General features: G+C 49.6%; 15 protein-coding genes. 5 read left to right on the forward strand and 10 right to left on the reverse strand.

Annotated features, from left to right (window positions below; all coding sequences use genetic code 11):
* Nucleotides 1-345 precede the first annotated feature (345 nt).
* The 10 genes from ACFSW8_RS15385 to ACFSW8_RS15430 form a co-directional block, all read right to left on the reverse strand.
* Nucleotides 346-1,647, reverse strand: a complete 1,302-nt coding sequence (locus ACFSW8_RS15385) for a nucleotide sugar dehydrogenase (RefSeq protein WP_377088483.1) — start codon at nucleotides 1,645-1,647, stop codon at nucleotides 346-348.
* Nucleotides 1,648-1,649: 2 nt separating this feature from the next.
* Nucleotides 1,650-3,002: a glycosyltransferase family 2 protein gene (locus ACFSW8_RS15390; protein ID WP_377178703.1), complete on the reverse strand. Its 1,353-nt coding sequence runs from the start codon at nucleotides 3,000-3,002 to the stop codon at nucleotides 1,650-1,652.
* A 68-nt stretch (nucleotides 3,003-3,070) separates the two neighbouring features.
* The gene (locus ACFSW8_RS15395; protein WP_377088480.1) at nucleotides 3,071-4,150 is read right to left on the reverse strand and encodes a HEAT repeat domain-containing protein; all 1,080 of its coding nucleotides are present in this window, start codon (nucleotides 4,148-4,150) and stop codon (nucleotides 3,071-3,073) included.
* Nucleotides 4,138-5,076: a YaiO family outer membrane beta-barrel protein gene (locus ACFSW8_RS15400; protein WP_377088479.1), complete on the reverse strand. Its 939-nt coding sequence runs from the start codon at nucleotides 5,074-5,076 to the stop codon at nucleotides 4,138-4,140. The genes ACFSW8_RS15395 and ACFSW8_RS15400 overlap by 13 nt, the downstream gene beginning before the upstream one ends.
* A gap of 11 nt (nucleotides 5,077-5,087) precedes the next feature.
* Nucleotides 5,088-6,083, reverse strand: a complete 996-nt coding sequence (locus ACFSW8_RS15405; RefSeq protein ID WP_377088477.1) for an NAD-dependent epimerase/dehydratase family protein — start codon at nucleotides 6,081-6,083, stop codon at nucleotides 5,088-5,090.
* 983 nt (nucleotides 6,084-7,066) lie between these two features.
* Nucleotides 7,067-7,420: a hypothetical protein gene (locus ACFSW8_RS15410; protein WP_377178705.1), complete on the reverse strand. Its 354-nt coding sequence runs from the start codon at nucleotides 7,418-7,420 to the stop codon at nucleotides 7,067-7,069.
* Between the two features lie 516 nt (nucleotides 7,421-7,936).
* Nucleotides 7,937-9,592, reverse strand: coding sequence for a DUF4129 domain-containing transglutaminase family protein (locus tag ACFSW8_RS15415; protein ID WP_377178707.1), 1,656 nt, complete (start codon nucleotides 9,590-9,592; stop codon nucleotides 7,937-7,939).
* Nucleotides 9,582-10,625: a DUF58 domain-containing protein gene (locus tag ACFSW8_RS15420; RefSeq protein WP_377178709.1), complete on the reverse strand. Its 1,044-nt coding sequence runs from the start codon at nucleotides 10,623-10,625 to the stop codon at nucleotides 9,582-9,584. Before ACFSW8_RS15420 ends, ACFSW8_RS15415 begins: the two co-directional genes overlap by 11 nt.
* A 113-nt stretch (nucleotides 10,626-10,738) precedes the next feature.
* Entirely contained in the window at nucleotides 10,739-11,656 is a 918-nt protein-coding gene (locus ACFSW8_RS15425; protein ID WP_377088465.1) for an AAA family ATPase, read from the reverse strand.
* Between the two features lie 21 nt (nucleotides 11,657-11,677).
* Nucleotides 11,678-12,475, reverse strand: coding sequence for a TerC family protein (locus tag ACFSW8_RS15430; RefSeq protein WP_377088464.1), 798 nt, complete (start codon nucleotides 12,473-12,475; stop codon nucleotides 11,678-11,680).
* Nucleotides 12,476-12,562: 87 nt separating this feature from the next.
* Between ACFSW8_RS15430 and ACFSW8_RS15435 the strand changes: the two genes are divergently transcribed.
* The 5 genes from ACFSW8_RS15435 to ACFSW8_RS15455 all read left to right on the forward strand — a co-directional run bounded on the left by ACFSW8_RS15435 (nucleotide 12,563) and on the right by ACFSW8_RS15455 (nucleotide 17,894).
* On the forward strand, nucleotides 12,563-13,501 hold the full coding sequence (locus ACFSW8_RS15435) for a glycosyltransferase (protein WP_377088462.1): 939 nt from the start codon (nucleotides 12,563-12,565) through the stop codon (nucleotides 13,499-13,501).
* 41 nt (nucleotides 13,502-13,542) lie between these two features.
* On the forward strand, nucleotides 13,543-13,929 hold the full coding sequence (locus tag ACFSW8_RS15440; RefSeq protein ID WP_377088460.1) for a DUF3127 domain-containing protein: 387 nt from the start codon (nucleotides 13,543-13,545) through the stop codon (nucleotides 13,927-13,929).
* A gap of 156 nt (nucleotides 13,930-14,085) precedes the next feature.
* Complete coding sequence (locus tag ACFSW8_RS15445; protein ID WP_377091423.1) at nucleotides 14,086-15,336, forward strand: tetratricopeptide repeat protein; 1,251 nt, start codon at nucleotides 14,086-14,088, stop codon at nucleotides 15,334-15,336.
* Nucleotides 15,326-16,696, forward strand: a complete 1,371-nt coding sequence (locus ACFSW8_RS15450; RefSeq protein ID WP_377088457.1) for an AAA family ATPase — start codon at nucleotides 15,326-15,328, stop codon at nucleotides 16,694-16,696. Before ACFSW8_RS15445 ends, ACFSW8_RS15450 begins: the two co-directional genes overlap by 11 nt.
* Nucleotides 16,641-17,894, forward strand: coding sequence for a BaiN/RdsA family NAD(P)/FAD-dependent oxidoreductase (locus tag ACFSW8_RS15455; protein ID WP_377088455.1), 1,254 nt, complete (start codon nucleotides 16,641-16,643; stop codon nucleotides 17,892-17,894). The genes ACFSW8_RS15450 and ACFSW8_RS15455 overlap by 56 nt, the downstream gene beginning before the upstream one ends.
* The last annotated feature ends 120 nt before the right edge of the window (nucleotides 17,895-18,014 follow it).

An 18,014-nucleotide genomic window follows, 5' to 3' on the forward strand; every position in this document is an offset into this window, starting at 1 on the left:
CAAGCCTATCCGACTTTTCCTGACTACTTTAAAACACCGAAAAACCGCTTAAGTCCGTGCCATTCGAGACAGACAATTTCTATCGCTAGCTGAAAAACCGTCCAAAATCCCCCCAGTTTTCCTGCCGCCCAATCTCCCCCCCTCTCACATAGAAATGCGAAATCAGGGCAGCCTCTTTCCATATTTACCAATAAAAAAACAGAATAGTTTTAGCTAGGCACACCCCTAAATCTAGATTGATAGACAATCCTAACTAAGCACAACGCATCGATTCCCCCAGCGATAGTTCACTCTAACTTCCTCATCGACAGCAATCAGCAATCAGCAATCCAACCCCCCTCTCTACTAGGCCGAAACTACCCGAGCATGCCTATTTTTCGGAACCACATTACACGCATCCACAATCAAAGGAACCGTGTCTGCAAGCTCCTCATAATTCACAGCAGCATGCGCTGTACACACGACAGCAGCGGCATAATGCTGCAATACATCGAGATCCCAACAAATGGAATGACAGCCCGCCCATTGACCTCGATCAGGGCCTATGGTCAAAACATGCGGATCGTAATAGTCAACTTTCGCCCCTTTCTGCTGGAGAATGTCCATCACATGATAAGAGGGCGACTCGCGGTCGTCAGACACATCCGACTTATAGGCAACTCCCACGACTAACACAGAACTCCCATGCAAGAGCTGCCCTCTATCATTCATCGCTTCTAACAGGTGATTCGCAACATACCCTGGCATCGAACGATTCACTTGTCCAGCCAGCTCGATAAACCGACAATCTATTCCGAACTCTCTAGCCTTCCATGTGAGGTAGTATGGGTCTACCGGGATACAATGCCCACCCACCCCGGGCCCTGGATAGAATGGCATGAAGCCAAACGGCTTCGTTTTCGCCGCCTCAATCACCTCCCAGATATCCACATCAAGCTGCGCGTAGATCTCCTTCAACTCATTGACCAAAGCGATGTTCGTGAATCTGAAAATATTCTCGGTTAGCTTGACCGCCTCCGCTGTATCACAATTGTGTACCGGCACCACGGTGTCGACAGCTTTCTCGTAGAGTGACACCGCCTTCTCCATGCACCCAGCAGTAAATCCACCCACTACCTTCGGCACCTCTCGAAGCTTGCTCATCGCATTGCCCGGGTCCTCTCGCTCCGGTGAAAAACACAGATGGAAGTCGGTTCCCGCCTTCAGCCCCGAATGCCGCTCAAGCATTGCACGAAACTCCCCACGTGTCGTACCTGGATACGTAGTAGACTCTAAAGAAACCAACATCCCATCTCTAAGATAGGGACCAATCCCCTCAGCCACTTCTAAAATATGAGAAAGATTCGGGTCTTGGTGACTGCGTAGCGGGGTCGGCACACACACAATGATAGCCTCACTCTGAGATAATAAGCTCCGATTCGTTGTAAATTCTAACATTCCATCATCAATCGCCTTGGCAATGCGCTCTGAGGCAATGTGCTTGAATGGTGACTTACCTCGCTGCAACTCGAGATCCCTCTCGCTATTGATATCAAAGCCGAGTGTGCGACACCCTGCCTCGGCAAACCCCAGCGCCAATGGAACCCCCACATAACCAAGCCCTACAATGGCCACCTCGAATTTAGCGCTGGAAGAACTCTTACTCATTCTTAAGCAGGTGGACTGGCAACCTTGCGCTCCATCGGAGCCCCCAAATCACAACGACGCAGAATGAAATACTCAAATGTCGCTACAAAACTCACAAACACTCGGAGATGGTGCCAACCAAGCCCATCTGCAAAAATGGCTGTCACCGCCTTCCAGTAATCCTTCCAAGTGGTAGAACGCTGAGTTGAACGTTCGGAAATATAAATTGTTAGTAGAGTGAGGAAAACATTCACGCTATAGGCGAGAAAAACTAAAATCAAAATCTCTTTCACCGTTGTAACGCCCATTAATAAAAACACCACCGCAAGGGTAATCGCAGTCACCTCAACTATCGGTGCCAGTGCCTCAAAAAATAAGAAATAGGGCATTCCAAATAACCCTGTCGCTCCATAGCGAGGATTAAAGATCATCCGCCAATTTCGAAATACAGCTTGCAGCGTCCCTCTCTGCCAGCGATTGCGCTGTGGCAAATACTGACTGATCTTCTCCGGAACCTCTGTGTAACAAACCGCGTCAGGAGTAAATGCGATCTTTAAATCCTTCTCGTTGCGGCGATCAAAAATATAAGCATGAAGCCGCATCGTAAACTCAATGTCGTCCGTGATCGCATTCGGCCACGGCCCGCCAACCTCCTTGAGAACATCTTTTTTAATCAACAAAAGTGCTCCGGAAATACACAGCATGCTGTGCAAACGGTTCAACCCATTTCTGGCCCATTGGAAACTGCGCGCATACTCCACTTCCTGATTCAACCCTATCCACGTCTGCGGTAAGCCACGCGCGACAATCTCCCCCTTCTTCATAACCAAACCATTCGACGGCCGAACCACTCCCGAGGACGCAGCCACATTCGGGTCGAGCAAAAATGGACGCACCATGTGCAACAAACCATCAGGGTCCATCACACAGTCAGCATCGATCACACACAACAAGGGATAGCGACTCACATTCACCGCAGCATTGATCGCATCAGCTCGCTGACCATTTTCCTTAGACACCACCACCAAGTTTGGATAATCAGCAGACTCATACACCGCCTTAACTGGGTTAGTCTCCAATTGCGTATCTCCTTGCTTCTCTAATTGCTGAATATTGAAACGCTGCCGCAGCACCTCAATCGTATTGTCGGTCGATCCGTCATCAACCACAATCACCTCATGGGTAGGGTAGTTCAGCTTCAACACATTCTCTACAGTCGATACAATAATTGCCGCCTCGTTGAATGCTGGAACAATCACTGAAACCGGCGTCGTCAGGTCCGATTGCGCAATCTGGTCAAACTCCGCCACTGTAATCTCTTGATTGTACTTCCTGATCTGCAATGCACCTAACAAGACCAAAAGAAGGCTAATCAAGCACAGCCCAATAAAGTAAACGAAAATGGCAAAGCCCAAAATGTAGAGAATTATAATCATCATTCATATCAATTTGTATCGAGGACGGCATGCTCCTCAAGAACTTCACTGCAGATACCTCTGGCATTCTTATCACTCGATGTTCTTTGCACTCTCTCAAGCTCGCTAATGCCCGAACTTCCAAATGAGTACAACGCTTGTGCCGCTGCAAACCGAACCCACCATGACGAATCACCTAAAGCCTCAGAAAGTTTCGGCACTTGCTCGTCAGCATTGAGCTTGCCCATCGCTTTCACTGCCCGCCTGCGCACACGCCAAGATGGGTCGTCAGCCAAAGCCGCAACCGGTGAGATCGCCACCGGGTCCCCAATATCGCCTAAGGCGCGCGCAGCACAGAGCCGCACACCATCGCGAGGATGCTGCAATAACTTAATAAGTGGCTGCACAGCTTCCTCAGCCTTTAACATACCAAGTGCTCGAGACGCTGCCACAATGGCATTGCTCGAGTACTTTCTCCTGCTGCTCTCAATGACCGATAACAGAGCAGGCACCGCAGACTCTCCATAGCCAGAAAGCGTCTCAACTTCCCTCCGGTGGTCAAGCTCAGCCGGTAAATCCAACGCCCGCAAAATAGGCTTGATAGCATCGGTCCTGCCTTGAATTGAGAGCGAACGCGCAGCGCAGAGCCGCACTACTGGTGCTTCGTCATCCAGCGCCTTTACCAATGCAGCTGCTGATGCATCGTTCGAAAGAAAACCTAATCGCTCTGCCGCCATCAGACGCCTCTTCACCTGCCCCTGCTCAATCGCTAACACTTCTTCTCCTAGCACCACTAGCTTCTCAAAAATGGGCGCGAGCTTAGGCCTTAGTTCCGGCTCCATACCATGCGCAAATAATATCAAGATGTTCATTGCCTCCGACCGATTCTTTAGCAGTACCTTGATCACAGCCTCTTCCTTCGCTCGGCCCTCTGAGAAAGCCCGAAGTACGGGTAACGCCTCCCTCTCAAATGCTGCATTCTTTTTCCGTCGACGCTGTTTAAACCAACGCTCAATCGTGATCACTGCCAATAGTACAAAACTCGCAGCGAACACAACTAGTGCCACGTAGAGCACTATCTGAATGAACCTTGGACTTAAAATTTCCATACTAATCCAATAGTGGGGGTGATACTCTGGTAGAGTTCTTCGTCACTGTTCGGACGCAGTCGATAAACGTACTCCACTCCAGCAAAAACACTCAAATTTGGCTTAATCGGTTCCCTGTAAAATAAGGTCCCAATATACGCATCCGACAACAACGCTCCCGGTGCCCCTAAATCTAATTCAGGGTCCGTTCCGTAGGCAAAACCCAACGTCAGCTGACCATCCCTAGGCAGCTCCCCATAGTTCAAAGCCGCACTATAATAATCGTAATCCACCTCATTGTGAACCCACCCATAGGCGTAGCGTAAGGTCACATTCGACTCTTCCGTAAACCACCAAACAACACCTGGCTTTATCTGCGTGAGATCATAATCCTCATCGCTATTCTTGAGATCAAAGTACAATTGATCCACATCTAACAAAGCCGTAAACTGAGAGTTGATGATATATTGGAACCCAGCTGTATACTTGTTATTAGGCATGAAATTGGCATCCGGAGTATAAGACACCTCCCCATGCACCTCTAGTTTCTTAAGCGGATACCACGAGGCATTCAAACTATAAACGACATCATCATCATTCGGCGGGCGGCTCAGATAATCGACACTACCTCCTAACAATAAGTCCTTACGGGGCTGGTAAAACATATCCAATGTCGCCCTCTGCCAATCCTCACGCCCCTTGTTGAAGAAAGTATGACTGTAGGAAGGAACCACCGTCCACCTTCTAAAAGGCTTCTCTTCCAGAACCATCTTACCTGATGTATCCGCTTGGTCAACCTGCGTTCCAGCCACAGCTTCTTTGCGTGCTTGGTTCGTTAAATATTCCTGAGACTTACGCTCGACATAAGTCTCAGATGTCACCTGAGAAAAAACTGATGTCAATGACCCAACAAATGCTGTCAGTACGATTGGATAATAACTTTGCATGATAAGTTTTGTTAGTATGTAGTGTTATTTAATTTCTTCTGAAGTAAGTCGTCGATTGTTTGCTCCAAGCTCCACCTCGGAACGAAACCTGTAAGCCTCTCTAACTTTTCAATAACAGGCCTCCGCTGAGTGATGTGATCAAAATGTTCACCGTAAGCTTCGTCATAGGAGATAAACTTGATCGACGATGTGCTTCCCGAACGAGCTATCACCATTTTAGCCGTATCGAGTATGCTAATCTCGCGATCATTCCCCACATTCACAACTTCAGCGTTGCGAATCTCTTCATAATCATCACCGATCGCAGCCAGTGTGTCTAAAGCAGCTATTGTATCTCTAACATCACAGAATGACCGAATCTGAGTACCATCGCCAAACACAGTCAAAGGCTCACCAGCAATTGCCTGATTAATAAACCGCGGAATGACAAAACCGTAGTTCCCAGATTGGTTGGGCCCCACTGAGTTAAATAAGCGAGGAATAACCACTCTCAGCCCATACTCCTCATGATACGCTCTTGCCTGGATTTCATTAGAAAGCTTACTCAGCGCATAACCAGTAAGCCCGCCTCGCTCAGGAGAAAAGACCAAGTCAACATCTTCATGTAACTTAAGTTGTTCGTTGGAATGCCCATAAACCGATGAACTCGATGCGATGACTACTTTCGGATCATGCCCGCCCTTCACTGCTGCTTCCAGCACCCGCTCAGTAGCACAGACATTCACACTCGTCACCTCAACAGGCTCCTTAAGAACTCTAAACATGCCCACCACTGCAGCTAAGTGATAAATGCGCTCAGCCTTCGCCACTTCATTATTGAGTTCATTCCAGTCTAAGAGATCCGCTTGGATAAAGCGAAAGTTACTCTCTCCACGCAAAGCCTCGATGTTCTGCGACCGACCCGTGCTCAAGTCATCAACAGCAACCACCCGATCCCCTCTCTTCAAATGAAAAGCACACAAGTTCGACCCTATGAAACCTGCACCACCTGTAATCAAAACATTCATAGCAGTTCTCCGATTTCTAGTGCCAACGATACAGCCATAAATACCTCAGGCGGCCACAACTGGGGAGTCTGTTTCATTGCTTGCAATTTTGTGAGGGTTGTTTGACACAATATCTCTAGCCACTCCCACTCCACCAGCAGTACCTGCTAGCCTTGTAGGCATAGCATCACTTACGGTCGACCTTCCGAGAACGAATCTAGCGATATCGATTAACGCATTGTATCACGATAACTTACACAGCCCAGACTTTTTCCTCACACCACCCCACACACATTCAATATTTGACGCCTACAATACACAAATACCCCTAAACTGTTAGCATTCTTGATGATCTAAAAAAATCTACCTAACAAAAGATTCCCCCTCATAATTGTAGTCCTTCACGAACCTACACTCCACACTACATAATGAGACACACTCATTGAAAATGCATCAAGAGGTTCGCCTTAAGCGATCTACCCTCACATGAATATGTGCAAAATACATACTATATCTAACCTTAGTTAGATATAAACATAGATATTCCAAAAGTCACAGAGTCAATCCCACTCCCACGAAAAAATCGAACTTCTGAGAGTGGTTCGATGGTTGCGACCACTCCTCACAAAAAGTTCCCCTACACACTCTGATTGGAAAATCAAAAAGCAACATCCTAGTATGGCATGGAGAATTTGATTTGTTGGGCGATGTGAGATGATTGGGTGACTAGCAAGGCGGTAATTGGGGAATCCCGCACGCGCGGGATGACTCAATTGCCAACACAGCGAACTGTCAAATCAGCCTCGAAGCACGCAATTTACTTACATAGGTCGGTGATTTTTCATCTCATTTTCTTCCTGTTCGCTCTGTGAAGCAATTTGTCCTCATCGCCCAGAATAGGCTTGCCCCTATGAAAGACCTTATTCTCTGAATAAGATACACACCTTGTTGACACAAACGATAGGGACAAGCCAAATCTAGAACGGCTATGAGAGATTACACTCTCACATGAGTGGCTTCTCTGAGCCCCCACTTTCCCCACCCAAAACAGGTTCTTTGGAAAAAGTGTATTCGATATACTGGTCCTTCTTCTCTAAAGAGTAGACCTCGCAGCTCATCACTTTTATCTGAGCTTCTTCCCCCTCACCCACAATACCAGTGACAAAGTAAATCCTCAATTGATAGAGAAACTTACTCGCGTCATAATGATAGGATGTCACTTCCTTTTCACCATCGGTAGGCAGTATGGATATCTTCCCTCTCGCCCCCAGTATTCCATTGATTTTAGCCTCTAGCGTCTCAATGTCACTGGGCTCCTTGATGCTCCCTAAATACGTCAGAAGCTTCGATGTTCTCACGTTCTGTGAAGCCAAGGATTGCTCAAAAGTATTCGAGTACAGCGTGCCACTAAGGCACAATAATGCTATGCATAGCAAATTGATTGTTTTCATAACTAACACACATGCGATGGCAAAAATACAACCACCGGCTTGACGCGCGCAAGCTAGCTCTCCCCCCCACAGAACGCAACCCAAAAATGACAGAAAATCATAAACTTTTCACACTCTCTAACATCCCTAAATCCCCCCTACAATCTTTCACCTAACATTTATAGAAACACACTAGTTCCAGATTAGCTATCTGTAAGAATCATACCCCCTCTTGTACCATTGAATGAAACGAAATGGACGAATGTTCGAAATGAACTTGCAGAATATCAAGGCGGAGTGAAGGCGTCCCTCAAGCGCGGGACAACTAAATGACAATGATGACCTTATCTAAGGTAATCCAATTTACTCTATATCGCGTAGCGCAAACTTCACCAGGCTTAACCACATTTCATTCGTCTATTCCGAGTCAAGAAATGCTATTACCTATTCCCATCCTTGTACTAACTTCTGAAGTCGCCTTTCCTCTTGCCGGTCCGGACTTTGCTCGCGGTACTCGACACCATGATAATACTCTACCAATTCATCTAACCAATCGGGTGCTTTCTCCATGCGCTCCAGCTGCTCGACAATCTCACGCATCGTAGAACTTTCCACTCTATGCACCCCTTTGACTCGGCACGCTTGATAAAATGCTTGTAAGTAATGAGCCATCTCCACTTCTCGCTTGCCACCACTGAGAATCGATTTCTCTGTCGAAGATTTCCAGACATTCACCACCACAACAAGCCCTCCCAGACCACAAATCACCAGCGCAATAATCCCCCATGGAGCGCCCCTTCGTTCACCTTTCATACCCTCTTGATAGGGGGTATCCAAGCTTGGCAGACTCTCTGATGCTGCAGCCACTTCAGTCTCAATCTCAGCACTGGGGGTCGTGTCAAACATCGTCCATCCATATCCATCAAGATACACCTCCGCCCATGCATGAGCGTCACGCGAACGAAATACCACCGTATCAGCGTAAGAATAAAGAGTCCCCCCCGCATAACCATAAACCACCCGACTTGGAATTCCTAACTGGCGCGCCATCAACGCCGATGCTGAAGCAAAGTGCTCACAGTACCCAACCCGGTCGCCAAACAAGAAATTCTCCATCGAACCCAATCCCTCTGTATTGTCGACCTTCAATGAGTACTTACAACGACTCTGCAAGAGCTGCTTCACACCCTCTAGCTTCTGATACAGCCCAACCTCACCTACTAAACCAACTAACAGAGGTCCTTGTAACTCCCTCACTTTCTCTGGCAGCTGAAGGTACTTCTCTCCAGGGCTCCCAACCTCAATCTCTCCAACTCGCATCGCAAGCGCTTGGTAGTTCAGAGGCACACTACTCGCGGTATATCGATACCGCACCTGATCACTTTCTGGTAACAAGAAAACCCCATCCGCCACCTGACGCAGCTGCTCCACATCCATTCTCTGCACCCCCTGAATCGCAAAAGCCACGTCCTGCCCATTTCCATTCTTATTTAAAGAAACCTCATGACGGTATTGGGTAAACCCCTGCGTACTCCTTTGCTCAGATAACTGAATCGGCCCCTCCGCTTGCCACACCTTCTCAAACCGACTCGATGACTTCCAACTGTCATTCTCAAATGTGTCGAAAGAGAATCCACTCAAATACACTCGCGCATTCTGAATCCAACTAGCCGTCCCCTCATCTACAGCTTTCACTAACACCTCTGGGTGACTCTTCGGCTTATGGTCACTTTGCTTCGGAATCTCACGCTCAAAATCCTCGTCCCATAGCCATTCATCACGCACCTCACCCTCGCCATCACCACCCTCTCCCCCATGAGATCCCGACACGTAATGGTCTGAAAGCACCAATGTCGACGTCGCCAATCCTTCCACAACCCCAATCACTACCAACAGCACAAGACCGTCTAATAACCGAATCTTTCGAACACTCTTAAAACTATAATCACACTTCTCAAAACGCCGGTGAGTCCCCCATAAACCAATCAGTAATACCAAAACCGCAATCACAGCACGCCACCATAGCGAAACCTCCCCCACAAGCCCCCTGAGCACCACATACATCAACACGAAGGTCAGAATAAATAGACTATGACGCATCCCTAACCTCCTTTGCTGAACGTACCCCCCTACGCTTAAATTGCACTTGCTTAATATCAACTAGAATCGCCCCAGCCATAGAATCAAACGCTTCCTCCCAAGATTCTAACTCAAGATCCGAAATAACAATCACAGCCTGCTTAGCATCCAATGACTGCACCACCTTATGCAGCTCATGCTCCTCCGTATCGAGACTGCGCTGAGCCTGAGATAACATCGCATTGATCTCTATCAGGTCAGTCCGCTGCCCACAGTCGTACGCACTCCAAGCCAAAAAATCCGCATACAAACTCGTGCGTATCCCCAAGCTATAAAGGTACTCTAAACTGCCAGCTAAAAACGCTATGGCCCTCTCAAACCGATCCTCCCTCAACATCGCTCCTCCCCTCCCATACGAATGGAATAGAACAGCACACCGGTCCACATACATCCCAGGAGGGTCATACTCGCGTACCCTCAAATCATGCCCCCGTACCACCGATCGCGCCGATGCTGGCCAGTGAATGTGCTTCGCCGAATCCCCAGACTGCCACGGCCTCAAGCCTTTCATCTCCCCTAACTCCCCATCTGGACTCATCCCGTGCTCACTCTGTGCCGACGATAACACCCCCTGCACCAGAAGCTCTCTGGGGATGATTTTTCGCGGGTAAACAATCAAGGGCGGAGCCAATGGATAATCCACATCCACTTCCCTGTGAAATAAACCAAATGGAAAATCCGAACACAAACGATACCGCACACTCATCAAACACGCCCGTTGAGAAATCGCAATACCCTCATCTAACACTACTTCTGCTTGCGTCGCTACCCATGGAGCATCAATCACCATCTCCTCATCTGAATCAAAATAGACATACAACCTCAACCCCACACTGTCAAAAAACTGACGCCTGTTGCGCAATACCATCTGAATCGGAAAACGCTTTCCTGCGCTGACTCTTGGTGGCTGCAGTATATCCACTTCAACTCCTCGCAAATTCCATACGGCCAATGCCGCAGCCAACACAGTGACTACCACCAGCAGAACACTCAAATGCAACAGTGCAGGCTGACGAAAGACAAAGCCCGCAACCCCAGCGAAAAGAGCGAACAGCAAGAGCACTGCCCCCCTCATCGTGAAATTGCCCGTGACTACCATCCCCCCTATTACTGCACCGGTGTCTGGTTAAGCACCTGATCTAACACGATTTCAATATCCGTCGCATCCTCGGGCTGAACCCTGTGCCGCATCACATCCTTAAAGATATCTTTCACGTGATCTGGTAGAACATGCGACTCTCCCTCTATCAAGGCCAACGCCTGAGAAGCCCTCAATAATGCAATACTCGCGCGCACAGATACCGTGTGCTGCCCACCTGCCTCACGCCGCGTCGCCTCGCAGAGCTCCACAATATACTCAGCAATCGCCGGACTCACTCCCACCTCCACAGTCCGCTTCTGCAAACTCAGTATTTCCTCTACCCCAATCACTTCCTCCATCCCTCCATCCATACCAAACTGCCCACCCACTTGCTTCTGCAAAATCGCTTGCTGAATTTCCCGACTCGGTAAATCCATCGGTATCGATAACAAAAATCGGTCGAGCTGTGGCTCCGGTAGCGGAAATGTCCCCGCCACTCCTAAGGCATTCTGAGTAGCCACCACCATGAATGGTGAAGCTAATTCACGCGTCACTCCATCAATGGTAACTTGCCCCTCATTCATCGCCTCTAACAAAGCTGACTGCACCCTCGGAGATGTGCGGTTGATTTCATCAGCTAATAACAGATTCGTAAAGACTGGCCCCTCCACAAAATCAAACTCACCAGAATGCTGGCGGTAAAGATGGTAGCCAAGAATATCTGAGGGCAGTAAATCTGGCGTAAACTGAAGCCGCTTAAACCCTCCTCCGATACTCCCCGCCAATGCCTGAGCAAGTGACGTTTTCCCAACCCCAGGCGCCCCCTCAATCAAAACATGCCCCCGTGCTAACAATGCAACTAACACCAACTTTGCCGGACGCTCCGCCCCCAACACACTCGCCGTAAGTTTCCCTCGCAGTTGGCCTAATTGTGATTCCAGCATTGGTGTATGATGGGTCAGAGCTTAACTCTCAGCAACAGATTTTTTGCTTTGCTGCAAACGCTCCTGCTTCGCCAACAACTTCTTCTGGTAGCGCCCCTGAATCACATCCACCGCCACCAAAACACCAATCACAAAATAGAATGTCGCCTTCGACATCACCTCCACATGGTGACCAAAGAAACTCAACTGAGCCTTATGTCCCCCCTCAGACACCAACAAAATCCCAACAATAAAGAGAACAAACAACCCCAGCACCTCGTACATCCTATTCTTCTGCAAAAACTCAGAGACCCGATCAGCCATCCAAATCATCAGCAAACCACTCGAAATAATCGCTACGATCATGATCCAAGCCACCTTCGTAATCGCCATCGCCCCCAAGATCGAGTCAAAGGAAAATACCGCATTCATCACCACTATCATGGTAATCGCCTTGCCCACCGAAGTCTTCTGCTCCGCTTCATCATGACCCACCTCTAGTGTCACCATATGTAACACCTCCTTGATCGCCGTGTAGATAATAAACGCTCCCCCCAACAATGTGACGATGGAATTAAAGTCAAACACACCATGCACCGCATACGTATCAATGCTGAACCATGGCTGCGTCAACTTCTCCATCAAAAACATCAATAAGAATAACAACACAATCCGTAACACAATCGCTAAACCAATCCCCCACGAACGTACCATCTTCTGCTTCTCCAGAGGCACCCGCTTCGACTCGATCGAAATATACAATAAATTGTCAAATCCCAACACCGCCTGCAACAGTATCAACATAAACAACGTCAGCAAATTAGGTAGTAAATCAGCCATAACTCTAAAAGATTCAGTGTAAAAAAAATCGATTTTCTAGCAACTTGATTTAATATCTCGTGCTAGAAAAGCAACCACCAACTCTCAGTGCACATCATCGTCTCCAGCGCCTACCCCCTCAGCAGCCCTAAGGGTAACACCGTCACTGCTAAGCGCATTACTGATTTGCTCTACATGGGCGGACACACAGCAGAAGCTATCAACTCAGATATGCCACCGTCTGCCGATGCCATGATCGCCCTCCATGCTACCAAAACCCTCGATAGCAGTAAGTACTTCAAGGCCCAATACCCGAAAAGTAAACTTATCATCTACCTCACTGGCACTGACCTCTATCAAGATCAGCCTAACAGACGTCAGGAGTTCTACGATGCACTCAACCTAGCAGACGCACTTGTAATCTCACAAGAAAGCTCACTCAACTCCGTACCCGGCCCCTTTCGCTCAAAAACTTTCTGCGTCCACCCCAGCGTTTTCCTCCCCGAAGAGTCGACTGTCCCGGCACCACCTAAACCCAGCTTCGCCCTCGTCGGCCACCTTCGCCCTGTAAAGAACCCCTTCCTGCTCAATCGAGCACTCGACATCATTCGCTCAGTCGAGCTCCACGCCTACACCCTCGGATCCGCTCTCGACCCCGATATGGTCAAAGCCGCCCTCGAATGGCAATACCACGACCCCCGTTTCAAGTGGCTCTACAATGTCCCATACCCGCAAGCCCTCAGCTGGATGCGCCAAGTCGACTTCACCCTAAATACCTCACACAGCGAAGGCGGCTCCAATGCCGTGGCCGAGTCCATCGCCCTCGGAACCCCCGTACTCGCCAGCCGAATCGAGGGCAATGTCGGTCTCCTAGGCGACGACTATGAAGGCTACTTCGAACCCGATAATGCCGCCTCACTTGCCAAACTCATAGACCGCGCCATTCACGATTCCTCCTTCAGCGACACCCTCCATGCACAAATCGAATCCCTCCAACCCAAATTCCACCCGGACCAGGAAATCGATGCCTGGCTCAAAATCTTGTAGCTTAGTTTGACAAGCCCGCATCGATCCACCATGAATGGCGCATGTTCGAACTCAGCGGAAAGATCAAGCTCATCAACGACACCCAAACCTTCAACAGCGGCTTCACTAAACGTGAATTCGTCGTCACCACCAGCGACGTAAAGTACCCACAAGACATCAAGTTTGAAGTTGTTAAAGACAAGTGCAGCATCCTCGATAACTTCCAAGTCGGACAAGAGGTTCAAGTGAACTTTGATATCCGTGGCAATGAATACAACGGCAATCACTACGTCAACCTCAGCTGCTGGAAACTCCAAGCTGCCGGCAATTCCCAACAAGCCCAGCCAAACAACGCACCAAACTTCGATAACCCCTTCGGGAACGAAGAAGAACCCAGCGCCGCTGACCTACGCAGCAACTTCGACGACGGTGACGACATCCCATTCTAACCTCACCTCGCCACTCAAATCAGGCAGATCCCCCTATCCAGCACCTGTCTCATCTGATGCGAGATGTGCCGTGGTCTCGACGATCACCCCACATTTCCAGGAGCCAAGCAGCCTTTATGCTTGGCTCTTTTTGTTTCTGTCCATATTCCCATAGCAATGAGTGAGTTTGCTTACCAAGCTGACGAGGACGGCTACCAAGACCCAGATGAGTCTCTGCACAATCAAGTCAGCAGCTTCATGTCCAGTGGCCAGTGGGATAGAGCCATCCAGGCACTCACCACACTCCTCTCTACCCAACCAAACTCCGCATGGCTCCACTACCAACTCGCCTATTGCTTCAAAAATACCCAAAACTATAAGGACAGCGAAAAGCATTTCAAACTAGCCATCGGCCAGATGCCTGACTTTGCAGACGCTTTCCAAGGGATCGCTGGTCTCTACCTCAACATGGGCCGCAATGGAGCCGCAGAAGATAATATTCGAAAAGCCCTCGAACTCAACCCACATGACGACCACAGCTGGTTGATCATGGCCCACCTCCAACTCAATTTCGAAAACCCAAAAGAGGCCATCTTCTGCGCGGACAAAGCACTCTCCATCAACCCTGAAAACCAACAAGCTCGCAGCATTCGTACCAGAGCACAAGGTGAACTCACCGGTAACGACAAACTCGACCCACATTCCCAAATTGCCGAACTCCAAGAACTCCTAGAGTCTAACCCAGAGGATGATATCACCCACATGCATATCGGGATTCTCTACTACGACGAACTCAAAGATTACAAAAAAGCTGAAGAACATTTCCGTATCGCCCTGCGCCTAGACCCCGAGGATAAAACCTATCAGACCCTCCTCATCAAAGCCCTGCGCAAACGAGATAAAGCTCTGCGCATCCTCTGGCTACCACTATCCCCAGTCCTCAAGGTCCTCGCCTTCTTCGAGTGGATGAACCAAGCCAAATGGCGGTGGATTTTCTTCATTCTTCTGCTCCCTGTCCTCAAATACATCGTTGTCATCTGCGTCGCCATCAGCGTGACCTTCTTCCTCTTTGTCTGGCCAATGGTCAAAACCTATGAATTCCTCACCCTCGTTGAGGTGCATAAAAAAATGGGCAAACTCTCCCTCTACTCAGGCCCCTTAGAAAAAATTCACCGACAGCCCTTCGCCCTCCGCGTCGCCCTCTGTCTCTCGGTCTTCGCCCTCTTCTGGGGAGGCATCCTCTACGCCTTCTCCAATACCACCTCCCGCATCCCACTCATCGCAGGACTCTCCTCTATCATTCTAGTGGCAGTCATCCTCTTCTACATCCTCAGCTGGGGCTCCCTCTTCTTTGACGCTTGGAAAAAGCGCGCCCGAAAGAAAAAGGACAAACATTTCCACTCATCCATTTCTCAACATGAATCATAATAAAACCATCGAACTTCTCCTGAAAACCCTCTCAGCCTCCCCCAATGACTGGGAACTTCGACTGCACCTCGCTGAACTCTATCAAAACCAATATGACCAAGCCAAAGCTCTCTCTTTGCTGCTAGAAGCCCCACATCTCCCCGATTCCTCTGAGATGGGTATCCAAGCTGCCAATGCCATCGCCGCCCTCGACCAACAAGCCGCTATCAACTTTCTCGACCAAATCATCTCCGCCGATAAAGCATGCGCACCAGCCTACCTCGCCAAAGCAACCATCTACCAACAACAAAATGATAAACCCAGCGCACGTAAAAATTATAGCGTCGCAACCGTCATCGATGAATCACTCGAAGACCCACACTTCGAAGCATGGCTCGATGGCGCCGATAAACCCGCCCCCATGGCAATAAGCCAGCCCTATCACCCAGAACATTCTGAACCCACTCCCCAACAACCTGAAGACGACTTTATTGAAACCGATACCGCCCTCGATGAAGCCCTCAATGCCGTAGCCCAAGTCATCGACTTCTCGGACATCGGTGGCATGGAAGCCCTCAAAGAGCGCATCCGCATGAGCATCATCTATCCCTTCAAAAATAAAGACCTCTTCGCTAAGTTTAAAAAACGCTCCGGCGGTGGCCTCCTCTTCTACGGCCCCCCAGGTTGCGGCAAAACTCTCATCTCTCGTGCCACTGCCGGAGAATGCGGAGCCCACTTCATCAACATCTCCGTCCACGATGTCCTCTCCAAATGGATCGGTGAAAGTGAACAACGCATCCACGCCCTCTTCTCAGAAGCACGTAGAAAATCACCCACCATCATCTTTATCGACGAAGTCGATGCCCTCGGAGTCAAACGCAGCGACGCCGGCCATACCGCTAGCCTCGTCAATACCCTCCTAACTGAAATGGATGGCAGCCAGTCTAACAATGATGACATCCTCGTGATCGGCGCTACCAACACACCCTGGAGAGTCGATAGCGCCTTCCGTCGCCCCGGCCGCTTCGACCACGTCCTCTTTGTGCCACCACCTGACATCGAAGCACGCCATGCCATTCTCGAGGTCATCCTCAAAGAAATCCCCCAAGAAAAAATTGACCTTAAAAAGCTCGCAAAACTCACCGATAAATTCTCAGGTGCCGACCTCAAAGCCGTCGTCGATCGCGCTACCGAAACCACTATCCAAGAGATCATGAAGACGGGCAAAGAGATCAAACTCCAACAAAAACACCTCACCAACAGCATCAAACAATCGCGCCCAACCACGCTAGAATGGTTAGAACAAGCGTCTAACTACGCAAGCTATGCCAATCAATCGGGCCTCTACGATGAACTCTCCGAATACATCAAATCACGCTAAACCTGAGACCAACCCACTCTCAATCGCCATTGTCGGTGGCGGCCCAGCCGGACTGCGCGCTGCCGAAGTCGCTGCATCATCCGGTGCTCAGGTCACCCTCTACGAAGCGAAAAGATCCGTCGGCAGAAAATTTCTCGTCGCCGGAAAAAGTGGGCTCAACCTCACCAACGGAGAAAGCTTCCCCAGCTTCCTCGACCACTATCAAGGACCTGATATCCCATCCTTCTTCTATCAGGCACTCAAAGATTTCGACAACCAAGCACTGCGCCATTGGGCTGCCGAACTTGGAATTGAAACCTATGTTGCCAGCTCTAACAAAGTATTCCCAGTCGGCATGAAAGCCGCTCCACTCTTGCGCCGCTGGATCGAAAAACTCCGCACACTTGGGGTCCACTTCAGAGTGCGCCACACTCTCACCCAAATCACCACCACCCCTGAACTCACTCTCCATTTTAATCACGATGGAGAAACACTCAGTCAAAACCACGATCGCATCATTCTGGCTCTCGGAGGTGGATCGTGGCCCAGCACTGGATCCGATGGGTCCTGGGTTCAAATGCTCAACGCCCTCGGCCTCCACATCACTCCCCTCACCGCTGCAAACTGTGGCTGGGAAACCCTCTGGCCAGAAGCTCTCCTCAATGAAGCCGAAGGCCTGCCTCTAAAAAACATCGTCGTCCACGCTGGTGATCGCTCAATGCACGGAGAACTCGTCATCACACGCTACGGCCTCGAGGGCGGCCCCATCTACCGCCTAGGTCCCGCTATCAAGGCCCATGCCAGCCCCCACATTTCCATCGACTTCAAACCCACATTCACCACCGACCAATTGGTCAAAAAAATGGAGTCAGCGAAACGGAATTACCTCCAAGAAGCACGCACCCGCTGGAAACTCAACCCTGCTGCAGCCGCCATTCTAGAAAACCTCCACGGCCCATTCTCAAGCACTGCCGAACTCGCCCGCCACACGAAATCCTGCCACATCCCACTCACCCGCCCCCGCCCCATTGAAGAAGCTATCTCCTCAGCCGGCGGAATCACTTGGGATAACTTTAACCAGAGCTTCGAACTCCAGTCCCACCCAGGCATCTTCTTAGCCGGCGAAATGCTCGATTGGGAAGCCCCCACCGGCGGCTTTCTTCTCCAATCAGCCTTCGCTACTGGCAACGCCGCCGCTCACCAAGCACTTAATAAATAATTTTTCATGCACGTTTCTGCACCTCTCGACATAATACTATTGAGCGATACGGAATGAACGAATGGTCGGAATGAGCTTGCAGATTATCAAGGCGGTGTGAAGGAGTCCCGCACCCGCGGG

Source organism: Rubritalea tangerina, from assembly GCF_042683245.1.
In the GTDB taxonomy this organism is placed as follows: Bacteria; Verrucomicrobiota; Verrucomicrobiia; order Verrucomicrobiales; family Akkermansiaceae; genus Rubritalea; species Rubritalea tangerina.